General features: G+C 51.1%; 24 protein-coding genes and 3 pseudogenes. 25 read left to right on the top strand and 2 right to left on the bottom strand.

Annotated elements, in window-relative coordinates:
* The 24 genes and pseudogenes from JL661_RS00480 (at position 1) to JL661_RS18220 (ending at position 22,091) form a co-directional block, all read left to right on the top strand.
* Entirely contained in the window at positions 1-186 is a 186-nt protein-coding gene (locus JL661_RS00480; protein ID WP_004242385.1) for a hypothetical protein, read from the top strand.
* 323 nt (positions 187-509) lie between these two features.
* Positions 510-1,013 (top strand): DUF1441 family protein, encoded by a 504-nt coding sequence (locus JL661_RS00485; protein ID WP_024474667.1) that lies wholly within the window; start codon positions 510-512, stop codon positions 1,011-1,013.
* Positions 1,010-3,123: pseudogene (locus JL661_RS00490) on the top strand (phage terminase large subunit family protein). Before JL661_RS00485 ends, JL661_RS00490 begins: the two are co-directional and overlap by 4 nt.
* Entirely contained in the window at positions 3,120-3,338 is a 219-nt protein-coding gene (locus JL661_RS00495) for a DUF6148 family protein (protein ID WP_004242389.1), read from the top strand. The pseudogene JL661_RS00490 and the gene JL661_RS00495 overlap by 4 nt, the downstream one beginning before the upstream one ends.
* Positions 3,335-4,810, top strand: coding sequence for a phage portal protein (locus JL661_RS00500; RefSeq protein WP_151298198.1), 1,476 nt, complete (start codon positions 3,335-3,337; stop codon positions 4,808-4,810). The genes JL661_RS00495 and JL661_RS00500 overlap by 4 nt, the downstream gene beginning before the upstream one ends.
* On the top strand, positions 4,782-6,818 hold the full coding sequence (locus tag JL661_RS00505; RefSeq protein WP_062773636.1) for a ClpP-like prohead protease/major capsid protein fusion protein: 2,037 nt from the start codon (positions 4,782-4,784) through the stop codon (positions 6,816-6,818). The genes JL661_RS00500 and JL661_RS00505 overlap by 29 nt, the downstream gene beginning before the upstream one ends.
* Before the next feature lie 85 nt (positions 6,819-6,903).
* Positions 6,904-7,245: a DUF2190 family protein gene (locus tag JL661_RS00510; protein WP_024474671.1), complete on the top strand. Its 342-nt coding sequence runs from the start codon at positions 6,904-6,906 to the stop codon at positions 7,243-7,245.
* Positions 7,246-7,249: 4 nt separating this feature from the next.
* Positions 7,250-7,528, top strand: a complete 279-nt coding sequence (locus tag JL661_RS00515; RefSeq protein ID WP_062773633.1) for an ATP-binding protein — start codon at positions 7,250-7,252, stop codon at positions 7,526-7,528.
* A gap of 1 nt (position 7,529) precedes the next feature.
* Positions 7,530-8,093, top strand: a complete 564-nt coding sequence (locus tag JL661_RS00520; protein WP_024474672.1) for a phage tail protein — start codon at positions 7,530-7,532, stop codon at positions 8,091-8,093.
* Positions 8,093-8,491, top strand: a complete 399-nt coding sequence (locus tag JL661_RS00525) for a phage minor tail U family protein (RefSeq protein ID WP_004242399.1) — start codon at positions 8,093-8,095, stop codon at positions 8,489-8,491. The genes JL661_RS00520 and JL661_RS00525 overlap by 1 nt, the downstream gene beginning before the upstream one ends.
* A gap of 9 nt (positions 8,492-8,500) precedes the next feature.
* Positions 8,501-8,965 (top strand): annotated as a pseudogene (locus tag JL661_RS00530) (phage tail tube protein); the annotation flags it as partial.
* 66 nt (positions 8,966-9,031) lie between these two features.
* Positions 9,032-9,430 (top strand): phage tail assembly chaperone G, encoded by a 399-nt coding sequence (gene gpG / locus JL661_RS00535; RefSeq protein WP_004242401.1) that lies wholly within the window; start codon positions 9,032-9,034, stop codon positions 9,428-9,430.
* Positions 9,431-9,495: 65 nt separating this feature from the next.
* Complete coding sequence (locus JL661_RS00540; protein WP_004242403.1) at positions 9,496-9,762, top strand: phage tail assembly protein T; 267 nt, start codon at positions 9,496-9,498, stop codon at positions 9,760-9,762.
* On the top strand, positions 9,743-12,118 hold the full coding sequence (locus tag JL661_RS00545; protein WP_218480999.1) for a phage tail length tape measure family protein: 2,376 nt from the start codon (positions 9,743-9,745) through the stop codon (positions 12,116-12,118). The genes JL661_RS00540 and JL661_RS00545 overlap by 20 nt, the downstream gene beginning before the upstream one ends.
* Before the next feature lie 40 nt (positions 12,119-12,158).
* A complete protein-coding gene (locus tag JL661_RS00550; RefSeq protein ID WP_247709716.1) occupies positions 12,159-12,671 on the top strand; it encodes a phage tail tape measure C-terminal domain-containing protein in 513 nt (170 codons plus the stop codon).
* Between the two features lie 2 nt (positions 12,672-12,673).
* Entirely contained in the window at positions 12,674-13,003 is a 330-nt protein-coding gene (locus tag JL661_RS00555) for a phage tail protein (RefSeq protein WP_004242405.1), read from the top strand.
* A gap of 502 nt (positions 13,004-13,505) precedes the next feature.
* Positions 13,506-14,288, top strand: coding sequence for a KilA-N domain-containing protein (locus JL661_RS00560; RefSeq protein WP_004242407.1), 783 nt, complete (start codon positions 13,506-13,508; stop codon positions 14,286-14,288).
* A gap of 11 nt (positions 14,289-14,299) precedes the next feature.
* Entirely contained in the window at positions 14,300-14,998 is a 699-nt protein-coding gene (locus JL661_RS00565) for a phage minor tail protein L (protein WP_062773628.1), read from the top strand.
* Positions 14,999-15,015: 17 nt separating this feature from the next.
* A complete protein-coding gene (locus JL661_RS00570) occupies positions 15,016-15,744 on the top strand; it encodes a C40 family peptidase (RefSeq protein WP_004242409.1) in 729 nt (242 codons plus the stop codon).
* Positions 15,648-16,293 (top strand): annotated as a pseudogene (locus JL661_RS00575) (tail assembly protein). Before JL661_RS00570 ends, JL661_RS00575 begins: the two are co-directional and overlap by 97 nt.
* Before the next feature lie 12 nt (positions 16,294-16,305).
* Positions 16,306-19,467, top strand: a complete 3,162-nt coding sequence (locus JL661_RS00580) for a TipJ family phage tail tip protein (RefSeq protein ID WP_205439564.1) — start codon at positions 16,306-16,308, stop codon at positions 19,465-19,467.
* Complete coding sequence (locus JL661_RS00585; RefSeq protein WP_205814257.1) at positions 19,467-19,829, top strand: hypothetical protein; 363 nt, start codon at positions 19,467-19,469, stop codon at positions 19,827-19,829. Before JL661_RS00580 ends, JL661_RS00585 begins: the two co-directional genes overlap by 1 nt.
* A 1-nt stretch (position 19,830) precedes the next feature.
* A complete protein-coding gene (locus JL661_RS00590) occupies positions 19,831-20,445 on the top strand; it encodes a DUF6453 family protein (RefSeq protein ID WP_036421961.1) in 615 nt (204 codons plus the stop codon).
* Between the two features lie 65 nt (positions 20,446-20,510).
* Positions 20,511-22,091 carry a phage tail fiber protein gene (locus JL661_RS18220; protein ID WP_062773493.1) on the top strand — a complete coding sequence of 527 codons (1,581 nt, stop codon included), beginning with the start codon at positions 20,511-20,513 and terminating at the stop codon, positions 22,089-22,091.
* Between the two features lie 165 nt (positions 22,092-22,256).
* Here JL661_RS18220 and JL661_RS00600 read toward each other — a convergent pair whose 3' ends face one another.
* Both JL661_RS00600 and JL661_RS00605 read right to left on the bottom strand, forming a co-directional pair.
* Positions 22,257-23,201 carry a hypothetical protein gene (locus JL661_RS00600; RefSeq protein ID WP_024475195.1) on the bottom strand — a complete coding sequence of 315 codons (945 nt, stop codon included), beginning with the start codon at positions 23,199-23,201 and terminating at the stop codon, positions 22,257-22,259.
* A gap of 313 nt (positions 23,202-23,514) precedes the next feature.
* Positions 23,515-24,597 carry a tyrosine-type recombinase/integrase gene (locus JL661_RS00605; protein ID WP_062773495.1) on the bottom strand — a complete coding sequence of 361 codons (1,083 nt, stop codon included), beginning with the start codon at positions 24,595-24,597 and terminating at the stop codon, positions 23,515-23,517.
* 89 nt (positions 24,598-24,686) lie between these two features.
* Here JL661_RS00605 and dusA point away from each other — a divergent pair, with 89 nt between their 5' ends.
* Complete coding sequence (dusA, locus tag JL661_RS00610) at positions 24,687-25,733, top strand: tRNA dihydrouridine(20/20a) synthase DusA (RefSeq protein WP_036418952.1); 1,047 nt, start codon at positions 24,687-24,689, stop codon at positions 25,731-25,733.
* Positions 25,734-25,778: the final 45 nt, after the last annotated feature.

Genomic DNA, 25,778 nt, shown 5'->3' on the forward strand with positions numbered 1-25,778 from the left:
ATGTTTAAACATGAATTAGGTCAGGTTGTGCAGGTCACCATCAGCGGTGAAGAAGGTCATGTGAAAGCCCGTGCTGAATATCATAACGGTCCGAATCAGTATCTCATTCATTATCTGGCAGCGGATGGACGTGGGACTGACGGCTGGTTTGAGGAAGGTGAGCTGTCCCCGGCAGAACAACAATAACCCATCACAAAGCCTGCTCACTGAGTGGGCTTTTTAATTGGTTACGGAGAAATTAGCGTGAACCTTATAACTCATTGTTTATACGTGTGTTTGTGAAAAGGTACTCCCGGAGGGGTACCCTTACCACGGGGCGGCGGCATCGCGGGAAACGGCTCATTTTCGGATTTCCATGCTGTCAGCAGCAGGTCAGTTAATTCATTGATACTATTGATAAAAAATAACACTGAGGTGACAAAACCGGTTTTGGTCTGTCACCTGAGTGCTGTTTATCCTTTTGATTAACAACAATAAATAAGGAATCCACCTGACAGTGTGAGGTGACAATGTCTAATATCAGCAATCTCGGGGACGCGTATCACTGGAGTGTTGCAAAGATTGCTGAAGCGTTCGGACTGAACCGGGGTACGGTTAAAAAGCGGCTGCTCGATGCAAATGTGGCGATAGCGGGAACAGTACGAGGCAATCCGGTGTATGCCCTCCGCGATGTCGGTCCGGTCATATTCGGTGCTGACACAGAGAAAGATCCGTCCGGTATTCAGGATCCGGACAAAATGTTCCCGAAAGACCGTAAAGACTGGTTCCAGTCTGAAAACGAACGCATCAAACTTGAAACCTCGCTGCGCCAGCTGATACCTGCTGAAGAATCTCACCGTGAGATGGCGACCATCATCAAAGCGATAGCCCAGGTGCTGGACACCTGGCCTGACCGACTGGAGCGTGACCACGGCTGGCAGCCTGAGCAAATCACACAGGCACAGGATGTGGTGGATGAACTCCGCGATCTGCTGGCGATGGAGGTGGAAAACGCAGAGGAAGAAAACGGATGAGTACAGGTTATGCATCGGCAGCGGAAATGCGCCGGGATGTCTCTGTGCTGCTGCGTCCGCCGCGCCGGATGCCGGTGGCGGAGGCCGTTAAAAAATACATGCGGGTGCCGATGGGCGGCGGCAGTGCGGTGCAGTGGGAAGACACCCTGACGCCGTACATTATTGAGCCTATGAACTGCCTGACATCCCGGAAATATGATGCGGTGATCTTTGTCGGTCCGGCGCGTACCGGTAAAACCGTGGGGCTTATCGACGGCTGGATTGTCTACACGATAGTCTGTGATCCGGCTGATTTTCTGCTGATTCAGATGACGGAAGAAAAAGCCCGTGAGCATTCGAAAAAGCGCCTCGACCGGACATTCCGTGCGAGTCCGGAAGTAGCTAAACGGCTGAGCCCGCGCACCAATGACAATAACGTGCATGACAAAACATTCCGCGCCGGTAACTACCTGAAAATCGGCTGGCCGTCCGTCAATATCATGTCCTCATCGGATTACCGGTTTGTGGCACTGACGGACTATGACCGGTTTCCGGAAGATATCGACGGCGAGGGGGATGCATTCTCTCTGGCATCAAAACGTACCACAACATTTATGTCCGCCGGGATGACGCTGGTGGAAAGTTCACCCGGACGGGAAATTACTGATCAGAAATGGACGCCGTCATCACCCCATGAAGCACCGCCGACCACCGGTATTTTATCGCTGTACAACCGTGGCGACAGGCAGCGCTGGTACTGGCCGTGTCCGCACTGCGGAGAATACTTTCAGCCGGTGTTTGATGCGGTGGCCGGTTACCGGGATGACCCGGATCCGGTGACAGCCAGTGAGGCGGCTTATATTGAGTGCCCGCACTGCACCGGACACATTTCCGGCAGCGAAAAGCGGAAGCTGAATAATCGCGGTGTCTGGCTGAAAGACGGCCAGGATATTGACCGGTACGGCAACATTACCGGCGATGCCCGCCGCTCCCGTATCGCGTCATTCTGGATGGAGGGACCGGCTGCCGCCTATCAGACGCTGTCCCAGCTCGTTTATAAATATCTCACCGCCGAACAGGAATATGAGCTCACCCTGAGCGAAGAAACCCTGAAAACGGTGATCAATACGGACTGGGGGCTGCCGTACCGGCCGAAACATACTCAGGATCAGCGCAGGGCAGAAGAACTGCTGGCGCGGGCTGAGGATCTCGGGATCCGCTGTGTGCCGGAAGGTGTCCGCTTTCTGGTGGCAACCGTCGACGTGCAGGCCGGGAAAAACCGCCGGTTTGTGGTTCAGGTCACCGGCTACGGTGAAAAAGGTGAACGCTGGATTGTGGACAGGTTTGATATCACCCAATCCCTGCGGACGGACGGCAACGGCGAGTGTGTCCGTATTCATCCCGGTGCCTATCCGGAGGACTGGAAGCTGCTGATAACAGATGTGCTGGATAAAACATATCCGTTGTCCGGACATCCGGCGATCAGAATGCCCGTCATGATGCTGGGGGTGGATACCGGCGGTGAAAGCGGTGTTACTGATAACGCGTATGCTTTCTGGCGGCAGTGCCGCCGTGACGGCATCAGCCGCAAAGTGTTTCTGTTCAAGGGGGGCAGCTGTACCGGCGCAAAACTGATCACCAAATCCTATCCGGATAACACCGGACGCTCTGACCGGCAGGCGAAAGCCGCCGGGGATGTGCCGTTATATCTGCTGCAGACTGACAACCTGAAAGACCGGGTGGCTGCTGCACTGAGCCGTGATATGCCGGGCCCGAATTATGTGCATTTTCCGGACTGGCTGGATGACTCTTTCTATGACGAACTGACCTATGAGGAGCGGCTGACCAGCGGTAAATGGGAAAAGCCCGGCGGGGCGCAAACGAAGCCTTTGACCTGATGGTGTACGCCCATGCACTGGTGATCATAAAGGGGTACGAGAAAATCAAATGGGATAAACCGCCGCCCTGGGCACGGTTACCCGATATTCCTGTTATTCCGCCTGAAAACACTGACTCCCCCGACAATATCACCCTTATTTCAACAACCGGATCCACGAAACCGAAGAAACCGAAAAAACGGAAAGCATCGGCGTGGGCCCCTGTTTCATCATCCGGAGGTGGCTGGATATGACCATAGAAGAGATTGACGACATGATCCGGCAGTACGCGGAAGCGGAACGCGCTGTATTGCAGGGCAGAAGCATCACGATGAACGGTCAGAGCATGTCGATGGAAAGCCTGAGCGAAATCCGCAAAGGGCGGGAATACTGGGAGCGCCGCCGCAGCGGTTTGTTATCGTCCCGCTCCGGCAGGCCGGGTTATAAACTGGCGAGGTTTCCGCGATGAAGCTGATCGACAGTGCTATCGGCCTGATTGCGCCGGGCTGGCAGGCGTCCCGGATGCGGTCCCGCCTGCAGATAAAAGCCTATGAGGCCGCGATGCCGACCCGTACCCACCGCGCGCGGCGGGAATCCCGTAACGCGAATCAGCTGGTGAAATCCGGCGGCCGGTCACTGCGCGAGCAGGCCCGGTTTCTGGATGACAACCACGACCTTGTGATCGGTCTGCTGGATAAGCTGGAAGAGCGGGTGATTGGTGCGAAAGGCATTATTGTTGAGCCGCAGCCGCTGCTGCGCGGCGGTGAACTGGCAGATGATCTGGCAAAACAGATCCGTGCGGCCTGGTCGGAATGGTCTGTCAGTCCGGATGTGACCGGTCAGTATACCCGTCCGGTACTTGAACGGCTGATGGCGCGTACCTGGCTGCGTGACGGAGAGGTATTCGGTCAGATGGTGTCCGGACGGGCCAAAGGTCTGAGGCGGGAAAACGGGGTGCATTTCTGGATTGAGGCGCTGGAGCCGGACTTTGTGCCGCTGAATCTGGATGTGCCGGGCAGCAATATCTGCCAGGGTGTGAAACTCAATGAGTGGGGGCGGCCTGTCAGTTACAACGTGTATAAAAATATGCCGTCAGCCCTGTACCGGTCGCAGGATCTGAAAACCATCGACGCTGAAAACATGCTGCACCTGAAGTTTACCCGCCGCCTGCATCAGCTGCGCGGGCACAGTCTGTTGTCCGGTATTCTGATCCGCCTGAGTGCCCTGAAAGATTATGAGGACGCGGAACTCACCGCTGCCCGTATCGCTGCATCACTCGGGATGTACATCAAAAAAGGGGATATCTATAACGGCGATGATGCATCAGAGGACAGGGAACTGAACATCGAGCCGGGCATTATCTTCGATGAACTGGCACCCGGTGAGGATATCGGCATGGTCAAATCTGACCGCCCGAACCCGAACCTGCAATCCTTCCGTAATGGTCAGCTGCGTGCAGTAGCCGCCGGCAGCCGCGGCAGTTATTCCAGTATTTCACGTGATTATGACGGCACTTACAGCGCCCAGCGCCAGGAGCTGGTGGAGTCTTTTGAGGGCTACGGCATTTTACAGGATGCGTTTGTGGCCGCAGTGACCCGCCCGATGTACCGCAGCTGGCTGACAATGGCCGTGGCGGAGGGGGTGATTGATGTACCGCCGGATGTTGATCCCGCTTCTTTAATGAATGCGGTTTACAGCGGCCCGGTGATGCCGTGGATTGACCCGCTGAAAGAGGCCAAAGCCTGGCAGGTGCTGCTGCGCGGCGGCGGGGCAACCGAAGGGGAATGGGTTCGGGCCAGAGGCTCCAGCCCTGCTGATACAAAACGCCGCCGTAAAGCGGAAATTGATGAAAACAGAAAGCTGGGGCTGGTGTTTGACACCGATCCGGCGAATGACAAAGGAACACCTGACGATGCCAAATCCCGGGACGATGACGAGTAACCCGAAAGCATCCGCACCGGTTAAAAGCTGGTTCCGCATGAAAGCCGCGGCGGATACCCAATCGGCGGACATTTATATCTATGACGAGATCGGCGGCTGGGGGATCTCGGCAAAGCAGTTTTCAAAAGAGCTGCTGGCGCTGGGGGATGTCAGTCAGATTAACCTGCATATTCACTCCCCCGGCGGCGAAGTGTTTGACGGGATCGCCATTTATAACCAGCTGAAAGGCCATGATGCAAAGATCACCGTTTATATCGACGGGCTGGCGGCCTCAATGGCCTCTGTTATTGCCATGGTCGGTGACACTGTGATTATGCCGGAAAACGCCATGATGATGATCCACAAACCGTGGGGAATTGCCTGGGGGGATGCGGATGAAATGCGGGATTACGCCGACCTGCTGGATAAGCTGGAAAATGTGCTGATCCCGGCGTATGTCGCCAAAACCGGCAAAACGGCGGAAGAGATTGCCGCCATGTTAGAAGAGGAAACCTGGATGAACGGCGATGAATGTCTGTCACACGGGTTTGCTGATCAGCTTACTGACCCGGTACAGGCGATGGCCTGTATCACATCCAAACGTATCGAGGACTTTACTGCTATGCCACAGGCTATTAAAAACCAGGTATCACCGAAAAATACCGCTCAGACCACACCGGTTTCCGTGCCGGACCCGGTACCGGTGACGCAGCCCGCCGCAACCGTGACTCAGCCTCAGCCGGTCGCGCAGCCGGATAATGCAGATGTACAGAATCAGATCCGCGCTCAGGAACAAGCCCGTCTGAACGGCATTAAGGACTTGTTCGCCATGTTCGGCGGCAAACATAATGATCTGATGGTGGATTGCGTGACTGACACGCAGTGCTCACTGGAAGACGCCCGTGCGAAACTGCTGGAAAAACTGGGGGCAGAATCCACACCAAGCAACAAAAATAATGCTCATATCTACGCAGGTAACGGTAATTTCACCGGTGACGGCATCCGTGCATCGGTCATGACCCGTGCCGGGCACGAAGAAGCACAGCCGGATAACCCGTATAACAGCATGACACTGCGTGAACTGGCGCGTATGTCGCTGACGGAGCGCGGTATTGGTATCAGCACCCTGAACCCGATGCAGATGGTCGCTGCGGCATTCACACACAGCACTTCGGATTTCGGCAATATCCTGATGGATGTGGCTTATAAATCCCTGCTGACGGGCTGGGAAGAGGCGGAAGAAACCTATGATAAGTGGACGAAGAAAGGTCAGCTCAGCGACTTTAAAACCGCTCACCGTGTCGGCCTCGGTGGTTTTCCGTCACTGCGTCAGGTGCGCGAAGGGGCAGAATATAAATACGTCACCACAGGTGACAAGGGGCAGACCATTGCGCTGGCAACGTACGGGGAACTGTTCAGTATCACCCGCCAGGCCATCATCAACGATGATATGAATGCGCTGACCGATATCCCGAACAAACTCGGCCGGGCCGCAAAAGCCACCATTGGTGACCTGGTGTATGCCGTGCTGACAGATAACGGGAAACTGAGTGACGGCAAAGCCCTGTTCAGTGCTGATCATAAAAATACGCTGTCCGGCGGCATGGATGTGGAAACCATCAGCAAAGGCCGCACGCTGATGCGCCAGCAGAAAGAGGGCGAACGTACGCTGAATATCCGCCCGGCCTTTATGCTGGTACCGGCGGCACTGGAAACACACGCACTTCAGGTTGTCGGTTCCGGCAGCGTGAAAGGGGCGGATGTGAATGCCAATATCATTAACCCGATCCGCAATATTGCGGAAATTATCACTGAGCCGCGTCTGGACGATAACAGTGAAAAAGACTGGTACATGGCTGCTTCTCAGGGCAGTGACACCATTGAAGTTGCCTACCTGAACGGTATCGATACCCCGTACATCGATCAGCAGGAAGGGTTCACCTCCGACGGCGTGACCACGAAAATCCGTATTGATGCCGGCGTGGCACCGCTGGATTATCGCGGAATGATCCAGGTGAAAGGCCGGTAATCCGGCTGAGAATCACATCATGAACGCCCGTGAGGGCTTTTTTTATACCTGAAATCCGGCACCTGCGGGTGCCGCGGAGACGATTATGGCTAAGAATTATCAGCAGCAGGGAATGACCATCGCGATTGTTAACAGCGGAACCAAATCCGTTACCAGCGGTTCACTGGTACAGGTTGGCTCACTGGCCGCGGTGGCAATTACAGACATTGCCGCCGGTGCAACCGGTGACGGATTTGCCGAAGGGGTTTTCCGGCTGCCTAAAAAAAACGGGCTGGTGCTTAAAGCGGGGGCGGCGGCTTCCGTTAAAGACGGTCAGTTGGTGGATACCGGCGGCGTGGTGATCGGCGTAGCCTGGGAGGATGCGGCTGCCGGTGACGCAGATGCCGCTGTGAAGATTAACGTCTTCCCGCCGGCGGCACAGGGATAACGCTATGACCCCGTTTCAGCAGATGAAGTCCCGGATGGATGCACTGACAGCGGAAAAAATGGGGGAAGTCATTTATCTGAATGATCAGCCTGTCTGTGCTGTTGAGTTTCATTTTCTTCCGGAAATGGGACCGGTCAGCGGTGACGGGGTCAGTTATGTGATTTTCACACCGGGGGTCACGCCGCGCCGGAAAGATCGGATTGTTACCGGCATCACTGAGTTCATCATCACCAGAGTACAGCGCTATAACGGTAAACCCCATATTTTTATCGAGAGTGAATAATATGGATGGTATTCAGCAGGCGATTAATAACCTGAACACAATCAGCGGCACGGCGGTACCGGTCGCCACAGCTCAGGCCGTAAACCGGGTTGCAGTCCGTGCGATAGGGCGCAGTGTCAAAAGGGTATCAGGCGAAACGCAACTGCAGCAGAAGCTGATCCGTCAGCGTGTCCGTCTGCGCAGGGCAAGCAGTAAACAGTCTGTGCCCCGTGCGCGGTTACTTGTGAACAGAGGTAATCTCCCGGCCATTGCACTCGGCACAGCTAAGGTTCAGTTGTCACGCAAACGGCGTGATAAACACGGACGCGGCAGTGTACTGAAAATCGGGCGGTTTAAGTTTGAGGATGCGTTTATTCAGCAACTGGCAAACGGTCGCTGGCATGTTATGCAGCGCACCGGTAACTCACGTTATCCGATTGATGTGGTGAAGATCCCCCTGGTAACCCCGCTGACACAGGCATTTACGGATGAAACAGAATCACTTCTTAAATCCGATATGCCGAAAGAACTCGGGCAGGCACTGAAAAATCAGCTCCGGCTGTATATCAAAGCGAGGCTCCCCTGATGCATAAACATTCCGCTATCCGGCTGACGGTGGCTGATGCCCTGCGGGCACACCTCGGGGAAACTCAGGTATATGACGGTCGCCCGGTATTTCTTGAGGAGTCTGAACTCCCGGTTGTCGCGGTGTATCTCACTGACGCTTCGCCGACGGATGATGTTGTGGATGAAGACCAGTGGCAGGCCGTTCTGCATATTGAGGTTTTCCTGAAAGCGAGTAATCCGGACTCAAAACTGGACGAATGGATGGAAGACAAAATTTATCCCGCCATGCAATCCGTACCGGCACTGGCCGGACTTATCGAAACCATGTCAGCGGCAGGCTACGACTATCAGCGCGATGATGAAATGTGCCTGTGGGGCTCAGCCGATCTGACATATCACCTGACGTATTCAATGTAAGGAAAAATTATGCCTTTACCTCCTAATCCGCTGGCTCCTGTCAAAGGCGCCGGCACAACGCTGTGGATTTATACCGGCAAAGACGACCCGACCAAAAACCCGCTGGCAGACGAAGGCTGGACGCGCCTGGCGAAAATCAAAGAGCTTCAGCCGGGTGAAATCAGCGCTGACAGTTACGACGATACCTATCTGGATGATGAGGACGCCGACTGGAAAGCAACCGCTCAGGGTGAAAAGTCAGCCGGTGAAGCCAATATCACGCTGGCCTGGAAACCCGGCGAGCAGGGACAGAAAGACCTGGTCAGCTGGTTTGATACCGGTGATGTCCGTTATTACAAAATCCGCTATCCGAACGGCGCGGTTGATCTGTTCAAAGGATGGGTCAGCAGCCTGGGTAAATCGGTACCGGCAAAAGAGGTGATCACCCGTACCATCAAAATCACCAACTCCGGCCGCCCGGCACTGGCGGAAGAAATGAAACCGGCTGAAGGTGAAACCCGTTCAGTACCAAAAAGTAAAGAGACATCAGGAGAATAACGAATGAACTTTCTGCAACAGAAGGAATTTACGTATAACGGCGAATCACTGATGCTGAGCGAGTTGTCAGCCCTGCAACGTGTGGAATATTTCGATCACCTGGTGACACAGACCGAAAAAGAAGCGCCGGCAGAGGATGTGCAGAGCCTGAAACGCACTGCTGTTTATGTGCGTATGAATATCGAATCAAACGCGTTTCTGGTAGCACGCTCTCTGTTCAATGTGGGTAATACAGCGGGTAAACAGGTTGATGAGATCCGCGCTGATATTCTCAGCACCTGGCCGCCGGTCGCGCTGGAGCAGGCGGCAAAACTGGTACTTGAACTCAGTGATATGCAGGTCAAAACCACAGACGGTGAAAGTGCTGAACCGGTCGCAGATCCGGAACCGGCAGAAAAGTAATCGCCCGTGAGCGTCAGTTTATCCTGCGCCTCGCTCATGAATTTAAACGGGCGGACTGGCGCAGGATGCTGGCGGATATGACGGCAACAGAGCTGGGGGACTGGTACACCTATTTCGGGGTAACGCCATTCACCCATCAGCTGATTGATCTGGAGTTCGCCGCACTCAGTAACACCGTGGTGTCGCTGGTGGGCGGCAGCAAAGACCTGTCGCTGAATGATTTTCTGTTACTGAAACACAGCGAAGAAACCGGTGAGACTGACGACTCACTGTTAATGACAGCAGGCGAGGGGATCGCCGGGGGAGTACGTTATGAGCCAGCAGATAGCTGATCTGGTCATTAATCTCAGAGCGGACAGCACCACATTCACTGAGCAGGTTGGACGCGTCGAGCGTCAGTTGCTGCAGGCCGCCGCCAGTGCGGATGCGTCAGCTGAGCGTATGCGTAAATTTGCCGAAGGGCAGTCAGCAGCGGTTAACCAGGCAGCGAACAGCACACAGGCCACACTGAAAACGCTGGATGAGTCTCAGATATTCAGTGCTGATAAGTTTGTTCAGAAATGGAAAGCCGCGGCGCGTGAAATTGACAGCATGCACCGCCGGATGAATGAACAGATCAATAACAGCAGGCAGAAAGATTCGGCCGGTCGGGATCTGGCGCGGCAGCAGGATGCCATGACCGAAAGCTTTTTCCGTCAGATTGATGCGGTAAAGAAGACCGGCAGCGGGCTTGAACAACTGGCCGTCATTCAGTCGAAACTGAACCAGGCGCAGCGTGCCGGAACCATATCACAGCAGGATTATCTGACCCTGATCTCATCCGTCACGCAGCGCACAACAGAGTTACGCCGTGCGGATGAAAACCTGACACAGCAGAAAACCCGGTTTATTCAGCGCCTGAAAGAACAGGTAGCCACACAGAACCTGTCCCGCAAAGAAATGCTGCGTTACCAGGCTGCACAGCTGGGCGTCAGTTCATCAGCGGATATCTATATCAATAAACTCCGTGACAGCAACAAAGAAACGGAGAAGTTTAAAGGCAATAATAAGATCCTGTCCGAAGGCCTGCGCAGCCTTGCCGGTCATATGGGGATGAGCAAGTTCACCTACTTTGGCGGTATGGGGGCGGTAGTCGGTGGAATAGCTGCGGTTGGTAAAGCAGCCTGGAATGCTGAGCAGGAAGTGACGCTGCTCAACCGTCAGCTGATCGCCACCGGTAATTATGCCGGTAAAACATCGGCACAGCTTCGCCTGATGGCAGATCAGATGTCCGGTGGCTGGATAACCAGGTCGGATATGACTGCTGCGCTTACAAGTGCAGTCGGTTCCGGTTATTTCTTCGGTGACCAGGTATCACTTGTGGCCAAAGCAGCTGCACAGATGAAACAGGCCACCGGGCAGTCGGTGGATGAAACAGTTAATCAGTTCAAACGGCTTAAGGATGATCCGGTCAACGCGATTATGGAAATGGATAAATCCATGCACCTGCTGACCGCATCCGAGTATGAACATATAGCTGCATTGGAAAGATCCGGAAAAACCCGTGAGGCGTCAGAATATGCCATTACCAAACTGGCAGAGGTTACCAACCGTCGCACTATTGAGATGAGTGAGGATGTGGGTATCCTTGAACGGGCATGGAATAACCTTACAACAAGCATAAAAGAAGCCGGTGATGAACTGGCGAAAATTTGGAGGGCACCTACTGAAGCGGAAAAGTTGGCTAGTGTGAATGAACAGATCGCATCTCTTGAAAACGGTGATGGGTGGATGACCGACTCCGCTCGTAAGAGTAGTTTGGAAACATTAAGAAAGAACAAGGCCGAACTTGATTTCGCCGTTAAATCCCAGCAGGGGTATCTGGATAATAAAAATAAAATTATCCAGGCCAATGACCGAGAAAAGAAAAGCCAGCAGGATCTCAATAAGTACATTGAGGCGAGCCTCTCTCAGGCAGAAAAAAGAACGCGGGAGCACGAAAAGTTAAACCGTGAAATTGCTGCCAATGCAAAGGCTGCAAAAGATACCGCCTCTGCATCTGACAGTGAAAAAATCAGGCTATGGACACCTGATGAAATAGCGAAAGCCAGAGCTGGTATTGATAAAAAATATGCCGACCCTAAGACGCCAAATAAACGCGATTATCGTGTTGATGAAGGAACAAAAGCAGAAGAAACGGCCTTAAAAGAGCAAATTGCACTTGAATCAAAATTGCGCGTGCTCAGAGAGCACAAATCTGTTACGGATGTAATCAGTGCTGAACGTAAAAAGCTTTGGGAAACCGAGGCTCAGATTGCCATTACTGAAGAGGCCAGAGGTAAGCGCCAGTTAACCAAACAGGAGCAGACGTTGCTGGCAAATAAAGCGGCAGTACTGGCTCAGCATGAGAAATTGGCACTGCTTGGTGATGAAGTTGTCGCCCAGGAACGCCTGAATAAACTTCAGGATCAGGCTGATAAATACGTTAAGCAGCAGACTGAAAAGCAAAATGCAATCCGCGATACTATCGGCAAATCTTCGCGCGAAGCGCAGCAGGCTCTGGAGAGGTCGCAAATCCTCTCCGCTCATCAGGACAATCCGCGGCTGAATGAAATGCTGGCGGCTCAGGCAGCAACGTATGCATCGGAAGAGGAAAAGCGAGCTAACTGGCTGGCCGGAGCACAAACCGCCTGGGGGGGATTACCGTGATGCCGCACTGGATTCAAATGCGCAGATCCAGAATGCGACTATGGCGGCACTGAACGGATTCTCAACTGAGCTGACATCTGTTCTGACAACCGGTAAGGCTAACTTCCGGGAGTTCACCACATCTATACTGAAAATGCTGACAGAGATTTTTGTTAAAAAATCGATTGTTATGGGAATGGATGCGATGGGGTTTAATTTTACCCCAAATGCCAAAGGGGGCGTTTATAGCTCTCCGTCACTGAGTGCGTACAGTGGCCAGGTGGTACATACCCCGACAATGTTTGCCTTTGCAAAAGGTGCTGGTGTTATGGGGGAAGCCGGACCAGAGGGGATTTTTCCGCTGCGCCGTGGTCTGGACGGAAAACTGGGTGTAGTGGCGAAAATGGCTGGTGGAGGTGATGGTGTAGTTCAGCATTTTAATATCACCATTCAAAATGACGGCAGCAACGGGCAGATGGGCCCGCAGGCGACACAGCAAATCCTGAAGCTGGTTGAGCAAAAAACCAAGCAGGTTATTGCATCTGAACGTCGTCCGGGCGGAGCAATGGGGTAACAATGGAAACATTCACCTGGAAAGTAAAACCCGGCATGAACATTGAGAGCGAGCCCCGTGTTCGCTCTGTTCGCTTTGGTGACGGGTACGAGCAACGTCGTCCTGATGGTTTTAATATCAACCTTGAAAAATACAGCATTTCATTATCACCAAGGAATGCTGATGCACAGGTTATCAGGACTTTTCTGGAAAAACATGCAGGTGTGACAGCATTTTTCTGGAAACCCCCTCATCAAACGCACCCAATCACGGTATTATGTCGAAAATGGTCAGTTTCAGTAGGGGCGATCAGAACTGAGATTACTGCTGAGTTCGAGCAAACTATTGCATAAAAAGAGGGCGCATGACTAATCAGTCAGATTTTTTAATGTTATATGGGTATTTTGTAATTTTACTTGTTATTGGGGTTGTTATTTATAAAAGGTCTGGATTTTTGAAAATGGCTATAATCTGCTGTTTATTGCCAGCAATATCATTTTTTATAATACAATACACGTATGAAATAAATTATAAAATGTTTGACGTAATCGGGCGGTTTGATGCATATAACCCGCTGCTTATGGCTTATTTACCACTTCCAATTGGTTTTATAGTCGCATTTCTGCTAAAGAAGAAAAAGAACAAAAATAACGTCAAATAAGTAACCCGCTCCGGCGGGTTTTTTTATACCTGAAATTCAGTTTTATCCACCTGTGCACCACATGCACACACGCTTTTAAACATCGAACCGATATTTAGGAATGAGCCTTTGAGGGGATCAGTTATAGCTGATGCTGCTTCGATGGGCTGATCTCCTATGTGGCAAAGGTTCATTACCTAAATAAGGAAAGCATCATGATTAAAATCATACCCATGAAGTATGACGAATCCCTGATCCCGTTTAATGGTGATTGCTGGGTGAATGCAACAGTGGCAGCAAAATATTTTGATAAAAGAGCTCTTGATTGGCTGCGACTGGATTCAACCAAAGAATACGCAAAAGAAATTGGTCAGGAGCTTGATATTGAAGCTATAAATTTAAAAGGTGAGATTTCTCACCTTTTAGTGCGTGTGGAGAGGGGACGCAATGGCGGCACCTGGATTCACCCGGAACTGGTCATTGAGTTTGCCCGCTGGTTATCACCAAAGTTCGCCCGTGCCTGTGACCGGCATATAAAAAATATGCTGATGGCGCAGAATATGACACTGACGGAAGATCAGGTTATCGGCCTGCTGACATACAAAGACGCCACTGAGTGGGAAAAGCGTTTTCAGGAGCCCTATTATCGCGCACTGTCAAAAATGGCCGGTGTTCCTTACTTTGGTCATGTCGGCGGGTGCCCGTCACTCTTCGGGATGATCACGGCGAAGTGGGTATACGGCGTTGCATTACCTGATTATGTATACGAATCGGTAAAAGAAAGTCGGTCTGCGCGTGAGAAAATTCACCAGTACCTCAAGGCAGATGCCTTACGGAAAGTTGAAGAGCAAATGGTGGCGGTGACCAATATCGCCAACAGCTCAGCAGACTATAAGGATTTTGATGCCCGGTGTATGGCCGCATTTGATGTTAAAGGGCAGATGCAGCTGCTTTATCCGGTGACGGGAAATAATTCACAGATTACCCGGTTACAGTAGCGGGAGGCGCAATGCAGAACATCTCTCCGGAAATGCGGATTGCAGTTACTGAGCTGGCTTCCGACCCCGAAATTGAACTGTTTGAAATCGACCTTACTCATATCGGCGGTATCCGGTGCCGGTTTTATAACGGCATGAATGGTCAGCGAAAGCCGCTTATCTGGCAAAAACAGGTTTATGATCCCTATCCTGTCAGTGGTGAGGGGTTCACCTACAGCGGAAAAGGCCCGTCAGGACGACCGACGATTACACTGTCCAACCTGTTCGGCCTCATCACCGGTATTGTCAGTCAGCTGGATGGGGCCGGTGGCGGTTATGTGATCCGCCGGGTGGTTAAATCCCGGTTCCTCGATGCAGATAACTTTGAGGGCGGAAATCCGGATGCTGATCCGTCACAGGAAATTATCAGCCGCTGGGTTATTGAACAGGTCACCAGTCTGAATAATAAAACAGCTTCCTTCATGCTGGCCGCACCCAGTGAGACAGACGGCGCAATGCTGCCGTGCCGGGTTATTTTGTCGGACGTGTGTCCGTGGGGGTACCGGTCTGCCGAATGTGGTTACGCGGGTCCGCCGGTCGCTGATGAATGGGGTAAACCAACCAGTGACCCGGCAAAGGACAAATGCGGCAAACGACTGCCGGACTGCAAACTCCGCAACAACCAGTCACGCATCGGGGCATTTGTCTCCACTTCCCGTCTCAGCAAATAGCATTTCAGAGGGTTTCTATGATTAAACACGCCATTCTGGCGCACGCTCAGGCGGATGCGCCCCGGGAATCGTGCGGCCTGATTATCCGTAATGAGCAGGGGGAGCAGTATCTGCCGTGCCGGAATCAGTCTCCGGATCCTGAACACCATTTTACTGTCGGGTTTGACGATTTTATCCGTGCCGGTGAGCAGGGCGAGGTTGTGGCTGTGGTTCACAGTCACCCGGGCGGCCAGCCGTATCTGAGCAGTGCGGACAGGGCCATGCAGATAAACAGCGGACTGCCGTGGCTGCTGGTCTGTGACGAAAAAATCCACCGCTATGAACCGGTGCCGCCTCTGCTGGGCCGCCAGTTTGTGCACGGCGTGACCGACTGCTACAGCCTGTTCCGGGATGCGTATCACCTGACAGGCATTAACCTGCCGGATTTTGAACGGCATGATGACTGGTGGCGGCATGGTGAAGAACTCTACCTGGACAATATGGAGAGCAACGGTTTTGTCCGGGTGAAAAAAGATATTCAGCCGGGGGATGTGATCCTGTTCTGCTACGCCAGTTCCCGGGCGAATCACGCCGCCGTTTATCTCGGCGCACAGACCATTCTCCACCACATACCCAATCAACTCAGTAAGCGCGAGGCATATAACCCACGATGGCAACGAATGACTCACTCGATCTGGCGTTACCGCCACTGGCAACCTTCCGGCTTTACGGGGATTTGCAACGATTTGGACGCCGCTTTGATCTGAGTGTCAGAACGGCTGCTGAAGGTATTCATGGGCTTCTGCTCCAGCTCCCGCAGTTACGGCAGCGTATCCGTGACGGCTGGTACCAGATACGGATCGCCGGCAGTGATGTTTCCCCGGATGAAATTCACCGGCGCTTTAATGAGCCGCTTCCCCGGAATGCGGTCGTTCACATCGTCCCGCGTATCGGGGGGGGCTAAGAACGGAGGTGTGTTTCAGTTTATCGCCGGTGCTGCTGTGCTGGCAATCGGATGGTGGAACCCCGGCGGCTGGGCTATCGGTGGTGCGCTGATGTCGGCCGGTGCAGCCATGATGCTGGGCGGTGTGGCACAGATGCTGACACCGGTAGCGAAACAGCCGGATATGTCGCGGGGTGAGGAAGAGAAGGGTAATACCTATTTCAGTAACCTCGAAAATACTGTGGCACAGGGCGTGGCCGTACCTGTGGCCTACGGGCGGATTATGTGCGGGTCGCGGGTGATTTCACAGTCCATTGAGATTATGGATGACAGCGACGGTACTAATATTGATGCCGGTAAACACGGCGGGTAAGTGAGGTAACAGATGGGAAAGGGCGGCGGCGGGCAGCGTACACCGTATGAGGCACCGAATGATTTAAGTTCACGGCAGAAAATATCCCTGATTGACCTGATAAGTGAGGGTCCGATTGAGGGGCCGGAAGAAATTAACAATGTGGTGAATGATTTGTCCTGCGTGTATCTGGATGATACGCCTGTCATTGACGGATCCGGAAACAGTACAGTAAACGGACTGACGGCGCAGTGGCGCGCAGGAACACTGGAGCAGCCGGGACTATACGGCTTTACTTCATCAGCCAATGAGGAACCGGTTGGTATCGAGGTAAAATACAATGTCCCGGTCACCCGGACAATCACCTCACCGTATATCGACCGCCTGCGGCTGACGTTCGGGACACAGTCCCTGGTGGAATCCAAAGACAACGGCGACAGGGTGCCGACATCGGTGCAACTGGAAATTCAGATCCAGCGCGGCAGTGTCTGGTCAACGGAAAAAGTGGTTACCATCACCGGTAAGCGCAGCAACTCCCCTTACCTGATGGCGGTCATTCTGGATAACTTACCGCCGTCCCCGTTCAGTGTCCGGATGCGCCGGTTAACGCCGGACAGCACCACGGATAAAATTCAGAACAATACGGTCTGGTCGAGTTATTCAGAGCTTATTGATATTAACCAGACTTACCCCGGCTCCGCGGTCGCCGGACTGACATTTGAAAGTGAGCAGTTCGGTAATAAATTCCCGCGCCGTAACTATCTTATTAAGGGCCGTATTATCCAGGTACCGGGCAACTACAACCCGGATACACGGGTGTATTCCGGTATATGGGACGGCACCTTTAAACCTGCATGGTCGGATAACCCTGCGTGGGTGCTGTGGGATTTGCTGACACATCCGCGCTATGGCATGGGGCAGCGCCTGAAAATAGCCGAAGTGGATAAATTCGCTTTGTATATGATCGGGCAGTACTGCGATCAGGAGGTGGATGACGGTTTCGGCGGTAAAGAGCCGCGCGTCCGCTGTAATGCCTATATTACCGATCTGCGTAAAGCCTATGATGTGATCAGTGAGCTGTGTTCCTCAATGCGGATTATGCCGGTGTGGAACGGTCAGGTTCTGACATTTGTGCAGGACCGCCCGTCTGATTCCGTGTGGCCATACACTAACGCTAACGTTGCAGACGGGGTGTTTGAATACAGTTTCAGTCCTGTAAAGGCACGTCATAACGTGGTTGAGGTTCGCTTCATTGATCCGGATAACGGCTGGAAAACCAGTGTGGAGCAGGTGTCTGATGATGTTTCTGTGGCAAAGAACGGCCGGAATGTACTGCGTGTGGATGCCTTTGGCTGTACCAGCCGCGGCCAGGCACATCGTCACGGCCTGTGGATACTGATGACAGAAAAACTTGAGACACAGACTGTCGAATTCAGAATTGGTGCAGAAGGATTACGCCATACGCCCGGTGATATTTTCGAGATTGCGGATAACGACTGGGTGGATATGCAGATCGGCGGTCGCATTCTGTCTGCTGACCCGGAAAAGAAAACGCTGCTGCTTGACCGCAACATAGAAAAACCGGCCAAAGGTGATGCGCATGTTATTGTCACTGATGGTTCCGGCCTGCCGAAAACCATCAAAGTGACCGGCTATCCGGCTACGAATCAGATTACCCTCGATGTGATGCCGGAAGGTATACCACAACATTCTGTCTGGACGCTCTCCCTGCCGTCACTGCGCCGCCGGTTATTCCGGGCGGTGTCACTGGCGGATAACAGTGACGGAACCTTTATTGTTACTGCGGTTCAGCATGCGCCGGAAAAAGAAGCCATTGTGGATAAGGGGGCGGTATTTGAACCAAAGCCGGATACACCTCTTGGTGGTTTTATTCCCCCGGTTGAAAATCTTACTGTGGAAATAAGCAGTGATAATGAGGCATGGCAGGCAGCTGCATCATGGAACTCACCCTATGCCCTGCGCGGTGTTGAATATCTGCTGAAGCTGACCATCGGCGACCGTGTTGCCGGAACGGCGGTAACGAAAGAATCGTTTTACCAGTTCAGTGGTATGCCGCAGGGTAATTATGTGCTGACAGTCACCCCGCAGAATGACAGAGGGCAGAAAGGGGAACCGGCCAGTACATCATTTTCCGTCAATCCGCCGCTGCCACCGTCTTATATTGAAGTTGAACCCGGCTATTTCAGTCTCGGTATTGTTCCGCGTTCCGGCGGACAGAACAGCCTGCGGGCGCAATATGAGTTTTGGTTTTCAGATAAACAGGTAGCCGATATCCGCGATGTTGAATCTGTGGCCGCTTATCTGGGTAACGGCACTATGTGGATTGTGCAGGGACGTAATATGAAAGCAGGTCACCGCTATTATGTGTATGTCCGCAGCGTAAACGTGGTCGGAAAATCGATATTTGTTGAGGCCAGTGGTATTCCGGAAAGTAATGCCGATGAAATCCTCGACGCTGTGCAAAAAGAGCTCGAAGACTCAGCCATCATCAAAGACCTGCAGTCGCAGGCTGACGATAATTTTGAGGCCATTATCAACAACGCCAACAACGCTTACGGCCAGTGGGGCTACTGGCAGCGCGAAAACGGCGCGATGAAAGCAGAAATCATCGAAGTCCGCAACTACACGGTCACGGAAACAACTGCACTTGCAGAGAAACTGGATGCGGTACAGGTTAAAGCTGAAGATGGTCTGGCGCTGGCGCAGAACTCCATCCGCGCGCAGTGGGATATGGCATCCGGTCAGGCATCGGTGGTCCACGATATGAAAGTCCGGATCCGTTATAACGGTGAGGATTATTCCGCCGGTATGGTTATCGGGGCTGAGCTGAAAGGTGGTCAGGTGAACACGCTTATCGGGTTTAACGCGCAGCAGTTTGCGTTTTATAACCCGGTAAACGGGAAAATGGATCTGTTCATGTATGCCAAAGGCGGGCAGATGTTTATTCGTGAGGCTTTCATCGGTGATGCGACAATCACATCAGCCAAAATAGCGGATGTTCTTCAGACCGCTAACTTCAGCCATGAACAGAAAATCGGCTGGCAGATGAACATGCGCACCGGAGAGGAGATTAAGTACGGGAATGATGCTCAGGGTTATTGGGTTGAAACAAACGTATTAAAACGCCTGTTTGACAAGAATGGCACGATGCGTATCAGAATGGGGATGTGGTAATGGGGATAGGGCTGGAAATTTACGATAAAAAAGGAAGGCTTATCATTGATTCTGAATCAATAATCCCGCGCTTTTTGGGAAAATTTGAACTGCCGTTAAATCGGTACGGAACCTTAACTATCCCCGAAATTCTGTTTGGCGGCGAGGTGGTTTGTCATTTCTGGATTACTTTCAGAAGCAGACAGAGTGGCGGCTACATGAAAGCATTTCCGAATGAAAGAACTGAGTGGACAGTTACCGGAGATACCATTAAATACAGTTCTGATTTTAATGTGTATCGATGGGAAAATGACGGAGCCGGAGGTGGCCAGACACAGACGTATGATTCTTTTCACCATTACGTGATTGTATGGGCGTTGTGACATGATTGGATATGAAGCGATTACAAAAGACAGAAAAATTCAGATAAATGACAGGCTGGAGACAATGTGCGTGATCCGTGAGGTAAGACCGGATGAAGAATATGAGGTAAAGGAGGATACATCTAATTATGTCATTGTGCATGCGCTGAATAAGAAGTGGTATGTTGCGCCGATTAGTCATGTAACCATTCCGGTGCATGGCGTGGGACTGGAGATATTCAACGCAGATGGCAGGTGTATGTTTTCCAGCTCAGTCCGGCTTGTGCCATTTGTTTCCTGGTATGACGTGAACATGAATACGGCAGGCAGGGGGCAAATTACTGTCAGGGGAAAAGCAGGCCATCGATACGGTTACATTCCGTTGCGGTCAATGGGGTATATCTGGAACAGAAACAAACAATCATATATTGATCCGACGACCTTTGATGAGGTATGGGAGTGGGATGTTTATTCTGAAAAATATGAACTGATAAATGATGTTGGCGGACTGACGTTTAAATACGCTTACGATATGACCGGCAGGATGGACGGATATACCAGCCCGCCTCCTGACAGGGAAGGTTCCGGACTGATGCAGCAGGGCTGGATGATAGATGTCTCTATGCTTGAGGTCTGACATATAGCCCAATTCAAATAACCGCTCCGGCGGTTTTTTTTTCGTCTGAAATTTAAGGAAACCCCATGATTTATACAGACGGCACCGTAGCCATTAAAGCCGGTTCACCGATTGTGACCGGCACCGGTACACAGTGGAAAAAGAACATTCACGGCGTGGCACCCGGCCAGCTTATCAGCATCGAGAACGGTACGACACCTGTCAGTATGATGATCCGCGCGGTAAACAGTGATACCGAACTGGCGTTGTCATTCAATGCTCCGGTAACACTCAGCGGCGCGAAATACTCTATCGCCACCACGGTACCGGACACCATTTCAGATGCGGCCCGTACCATGTCAGCCAATCAGGGCTATATTGTGTATTTTCTCCAGGCCATGCAGCAGTGGATGACAGACACCGGACAAGTGGAAATTGAGTTGCCGAACGGGCAGAAGGTGACACTGGAGGATGTAAAAGGGCTGGCTTCGAGGGAATGGGTCGGGGAGATGCTGTATAAGCCAAATTCCGCTGTTACCCGCGTACAAAGTCCGAACAAAAGGAATGTTGTTCAGCTGGAAGACAGGGGAACAGTCGGTTTTAAAGACACCGTCACAGATAGATATCGTTTTGCGTTGATTTCGGATGGCTCCACCCGCTGCTTTAGTGACGGAGAATATACCGGACTGGATTTAGTAAAGATCGATGGCCGCTATGTGCGACTGGAGACAAATCCTCATGCGGGTACAGCATCAATGCTTAGCATTGTGTATCGGCAGGCTAACGGCGAAAACCAGCACATTGTGACGATACCATATGACACCGGCGTAGTTGCGACTCGCTCCTGGATTCAGCAGGCAACCGGATGGGGGTCAGTATACGCGGACTATCCTCCGTATATGACAAATTTCACTAACACCAATTTGCCTAATGGTATGTATAGATTTGACCAGAACAGTCAAAATCCCCCTTCTGTCATAGGAGACAGATTTGGAAGCGTTATAACCACCAGGTATTCCGGAGATATTGGACAAAGGATAGTCCTTCCCAACTACGGTGCGACGCACATGGCGATACATCGGTATACTGGTTCTGCATGGGAATCGGTAAGGGTGTTGACATCCAATATGTATATCGTAGACGGTAGCGGATATTATAAAAAATCGTCGCCAATCGTTCAGATTTACCCTGATGGCCATTACGAGACCAATGATGAATCCGAAGGTGCAGAAGTCCGCCGTACCGGCACCGGCCAGTATCACATCACCGGTATACTCGGTTATAACTCAGATGGCGCATGGGGTGTAAACGGTGGTATCTCAGTACCGAAAGACAATAACGGCCTTGAGCTGGTTTATGTCGATGACAGGGTGCAGAGTGACGGCAGCCTGATTATTGAAACCTATCACCGTCAGCATGCGCATTTACCGGAACGTTTCCAGAACTGGCGACTGAAAGAGGTCACGCCGGAAGGTGAGCGCATCTTCTATCAGGACGGTGAACCATGTGATCTGCCGAAATCCACCCGCCTCGATGTTCGTGTCGAAATGCCGCAGGGCTCTGTGTGGAATGTGAAGCAGCGTGAACTGGCTGAACAGATGGAGCGGGAACGGGCAGAGCGTGAAGCGCAGGAAGCAGCAGAGCAGGCTGGAGACACAGAGGAATAAAGCAAAGCCGCACTGGTAGATGTCCGGCGCGGCAATCCGGACAGGCCGTTCTGTGCCAATAACAGACCTTCAAGCTCGCAATAAATGATAAGTGCAATTTTGCTAAAATATGAAGCAAAATCGAGAAAATTACTACAAGTCCGGCTCCATTGCCTCATTACCTAACTATGACTGGAGGTCTGTGATAATTGATATAGCCCCATCGTTATAACCCACTAAATCGCCACCATCTATAAATTTTTCCAAAAAAGCAAACAATTGATCTATGGGGATAGACCACATTTTTTTTATCTCAGTTAGGAAAAAACCAAATTCATCATCTGGGCAACGGTAATTTGTGGTAGGCCCATATAAAAATAAGAATTTAAAACAGTTTAGAACTTCTAAAAAATCGCTAATGAAAAAATGCGATTTTTCAAACATAAGGTGAACTCTTGGTATGCCTTTGTGGTTAGATTCCTCAAAATAAATTAGCTTTTGATTACCATCAACAACGCCAACACTAAAAACACAAAATTCTTGTTTTTTTCCCCAGTAGCTTTCTGTTCTAAGTTTGTTACCGTAAGTCCCTTCCACTTCGCCAAAAATTCCAACAGAAGAACCAGTAAAAGTATTGTCTAAAACAAGGCATAGATCTGAATAGCCGATCAAATCAGATATAGAACCTTTCATATCTCTAAATGGAAAAATCTCAGTAAATCGTTCTGATAATTTATAACTTAAACTAGAATCATTTCCTGAAACATAAAATGAAAACAAATCTAAATCTTTGTTAAAACAAATTGCATATAATCTTTCTAACCTTTCAATTAACTCAATTATTATATGACCTCCGATTTTTTGATTAAATAGGCTAGCAAAGAAATACTGTACACCCCAGTTCCTAATGTAGGTTTCGATTTGATCAAAAAAATTAGGTGGGAGATTCCCCCTAAGCAAGCTCAATGACCAAACAGGGAAATCTTGAAATCTTCTTGGAGAGTACATTAAGTTTTTATGGCTATGTATACATTTTAAAATACTATAAAAATGCGTAGCCCAATACGACTTGTTATCAGTGATTATAATTGGGCTGATAGGCGTAAGAATGCTTTTTTTGCCACTTCTCATCGTGTACTTATAATCCTTTCTTTAAGTTGGCTAACAATGTTAATCAACGAGCGATTGAATTGTTTTTCAACCTTAAGTCGCCTCGTTTCTATAAATGATATACTTTTACCATTTATCCTAACTAATTGCTATTTCTGTGTTTTAAATTCAGATGGTTAGCTCGTTTTGGAAAAAAAGATCCAATCGCTCATTTTCCTGACTATACGTGAAGGGGGTAAATAAGTAACCGATAAGGATAGGTGTCGAGCATCTGTTTATCGCTCATATCCAAATGTGTAATAAGTAATTCAAACCCGCCTCGGCGGGTTTTTTATTATTTCTCTGTCAATCGTTTGAATTTCTCATGTAGCGATTGCGGGTAAAGCTCAGTATAAACCTGCCATAGCACATTTAACGATCGGTGCCCTGTTACCTGGGCTACTTCTTCAATACTGAATCCCGCTTCAAATAACCGGCTGGCACCTTCGCGGCGCAAATCGTGGTAGCGCAAATCCTCAATACCCAATGTATTACGAACCCGCTGGAAACCCGCAGACACTGATTTAGGGTTATATGGAAACACTCTTTCATCTGTCCGTGGTTGCCGCTGTAATATCGTCCAGGCATCGCCAAGCAGCGGAACGGACATGTGATTACCGGTTTTTTTACGCGGATCTTTTCTGTCTCTTACCAGCACGCTGCGGTTTTTTTCATCTACATCAGACCACAGAATTTTGCACACTTCCCCGATCCGCATGCAGCTCAGTATGGAAAAATCCAGAATATTGACAAAGGGTATTTTCCCTTCCCGGTGCTCACTGCGGGCTTTTAGTCCTTCTTTCAATCTGGTTAATTCATCGTCCTGCGGCCGACGACTGCGGCGCTGTGATTTTCCGATCAACCCCATCTGCAGGAGCTGTGGCCTCGCTTCGTGAGAAGGGCAATCGGTGTATTCGATACCGTAAACAGGTTTTGCTGATCGCAGTACAGAAGTGAGATAACTTACATCGTGGTTTATCGTTGATGGTGATGCACCGGCAGCCGAACGTGACCGGCAGTGCTCTACTACATGATTAACTGATAACTCAGGGAGAGGCAGCGCGGCCAGTTCTGAATCAAAAAGCATGTTCAGCACGTACTTTTTGGTACGGCCTGCCTTGCCGCCCATTTTAGGATCATTGATATATTTGAAAATCAGATCCCGTACTGTGAGTTTTGTGACATCGTCAGGGTTAGGAATGCCGTGCTGCTCTAATTCAATAACCCGCCGTGTACCCCATGTTTTCGCATGAGCCTGTTTTGTGAATGTCCGGTTTTCCCGGTAGATGTATTTACCTTTTTCTTTTACACCTACCGTACACCGGTACCGATATGAACCATCAGCGCGTTGCCGTTTCTCTATGCTATAATAGGCCATCAGTTATATGTTCCTTTATTCAGGTCCCCAAACATCAGGGGTGCTGGTAGGGGTGCCAATAAAGAAAAAATACACTAAAAAGACCTAGAATGCACCAAAATACACCAACAGAAAAAACCACTGAAAACCAGCAGTTACGCACCACCGGCGGCTATAAGAACCTTAACCGTTTCTCCGTGGCACCGATGCTGGACTGGACTGATCGCCATTGCCGTTATTTTCACCGTAAACTCAGCCGCCACGCGCTGCTGTATACCGAAATGGTGACCACCGGGGCGATTCTGTTCGGGAAAGGGGATTATCTGGCGTATAACGAAGCGGAGCACCCGGTTGCATTGCAACTCGGCGGCAGTGACCCGGCGGCACTGGCTCAGTGTGCGAAAATCGCACAGGAACGCGGTTATGATGAAATCAACCTGAATGTCGGCTGTCCGTCTGACCGTGTGCAGAACGGGATGTTCGGTGCCTGTCTGATGGGCAATGCGTCACTGGTGGCGGATTGTGTCGCAGCAATGCGGAATGTGACAGATATTCCTGTTACCGTTAAAACCCGGATCGGGATTGATGATCAGGACAGTTACGAATTTTTGTGTGATTTTGTCGGTACCGTGGCGGAGCGCGGCGGTTGTGAGATGTTTGTCATCCATGCCCGTAAAGCCTGGCTCTCCGGTCTGAGCCCGAAAGAGAACCGTGAGATTCCGCCGCTGGATTATCCTCGTGTATATCAATTGAAAAAAGATTTTCCGCATCTGACTATGGCGCTTAACGGCGGGATAAAAACATTGGAAGAGGCGAAAACCCATCTGCAGTATATGGATGGCGTGATGGTCGGGCGTGAGGCATATCAGAATCCGTCAATCCTGGCACAGGTGGATAATGCCCTGTTTGATGCGGCACTGCCGGTGACCGATACGGTCGCGGCGGTGGAAGCGATGTATCCTTATATTGAGGCGGAACTGGCGACAGGGACTTATCTCGGCCATATCACCCGCCATATGCTGGGGATTTTCCAGGGGATCCCGGGGGCGCGTCAGTGGCGTCGTCATCTGAGTGAAAATGCCCATAAAGCCGGGGCAGATCTGCGTGTGATTGAAGCGGCACTGGAATTTGTTACCCGAAAAAATATAACTGAATAATTATCAGATGAATAATGAACTCTCTGAACAGAGAGTTTATTTTGT

The organism is Morganella morganii (genome assembly GCF_019243775.1).
Lineage (GTDB): Bacteria > Pseudomonadota > Gammaproteobacteria > Enterobacterales > Enterobacteriaceae > Morganella > Morganella morganii.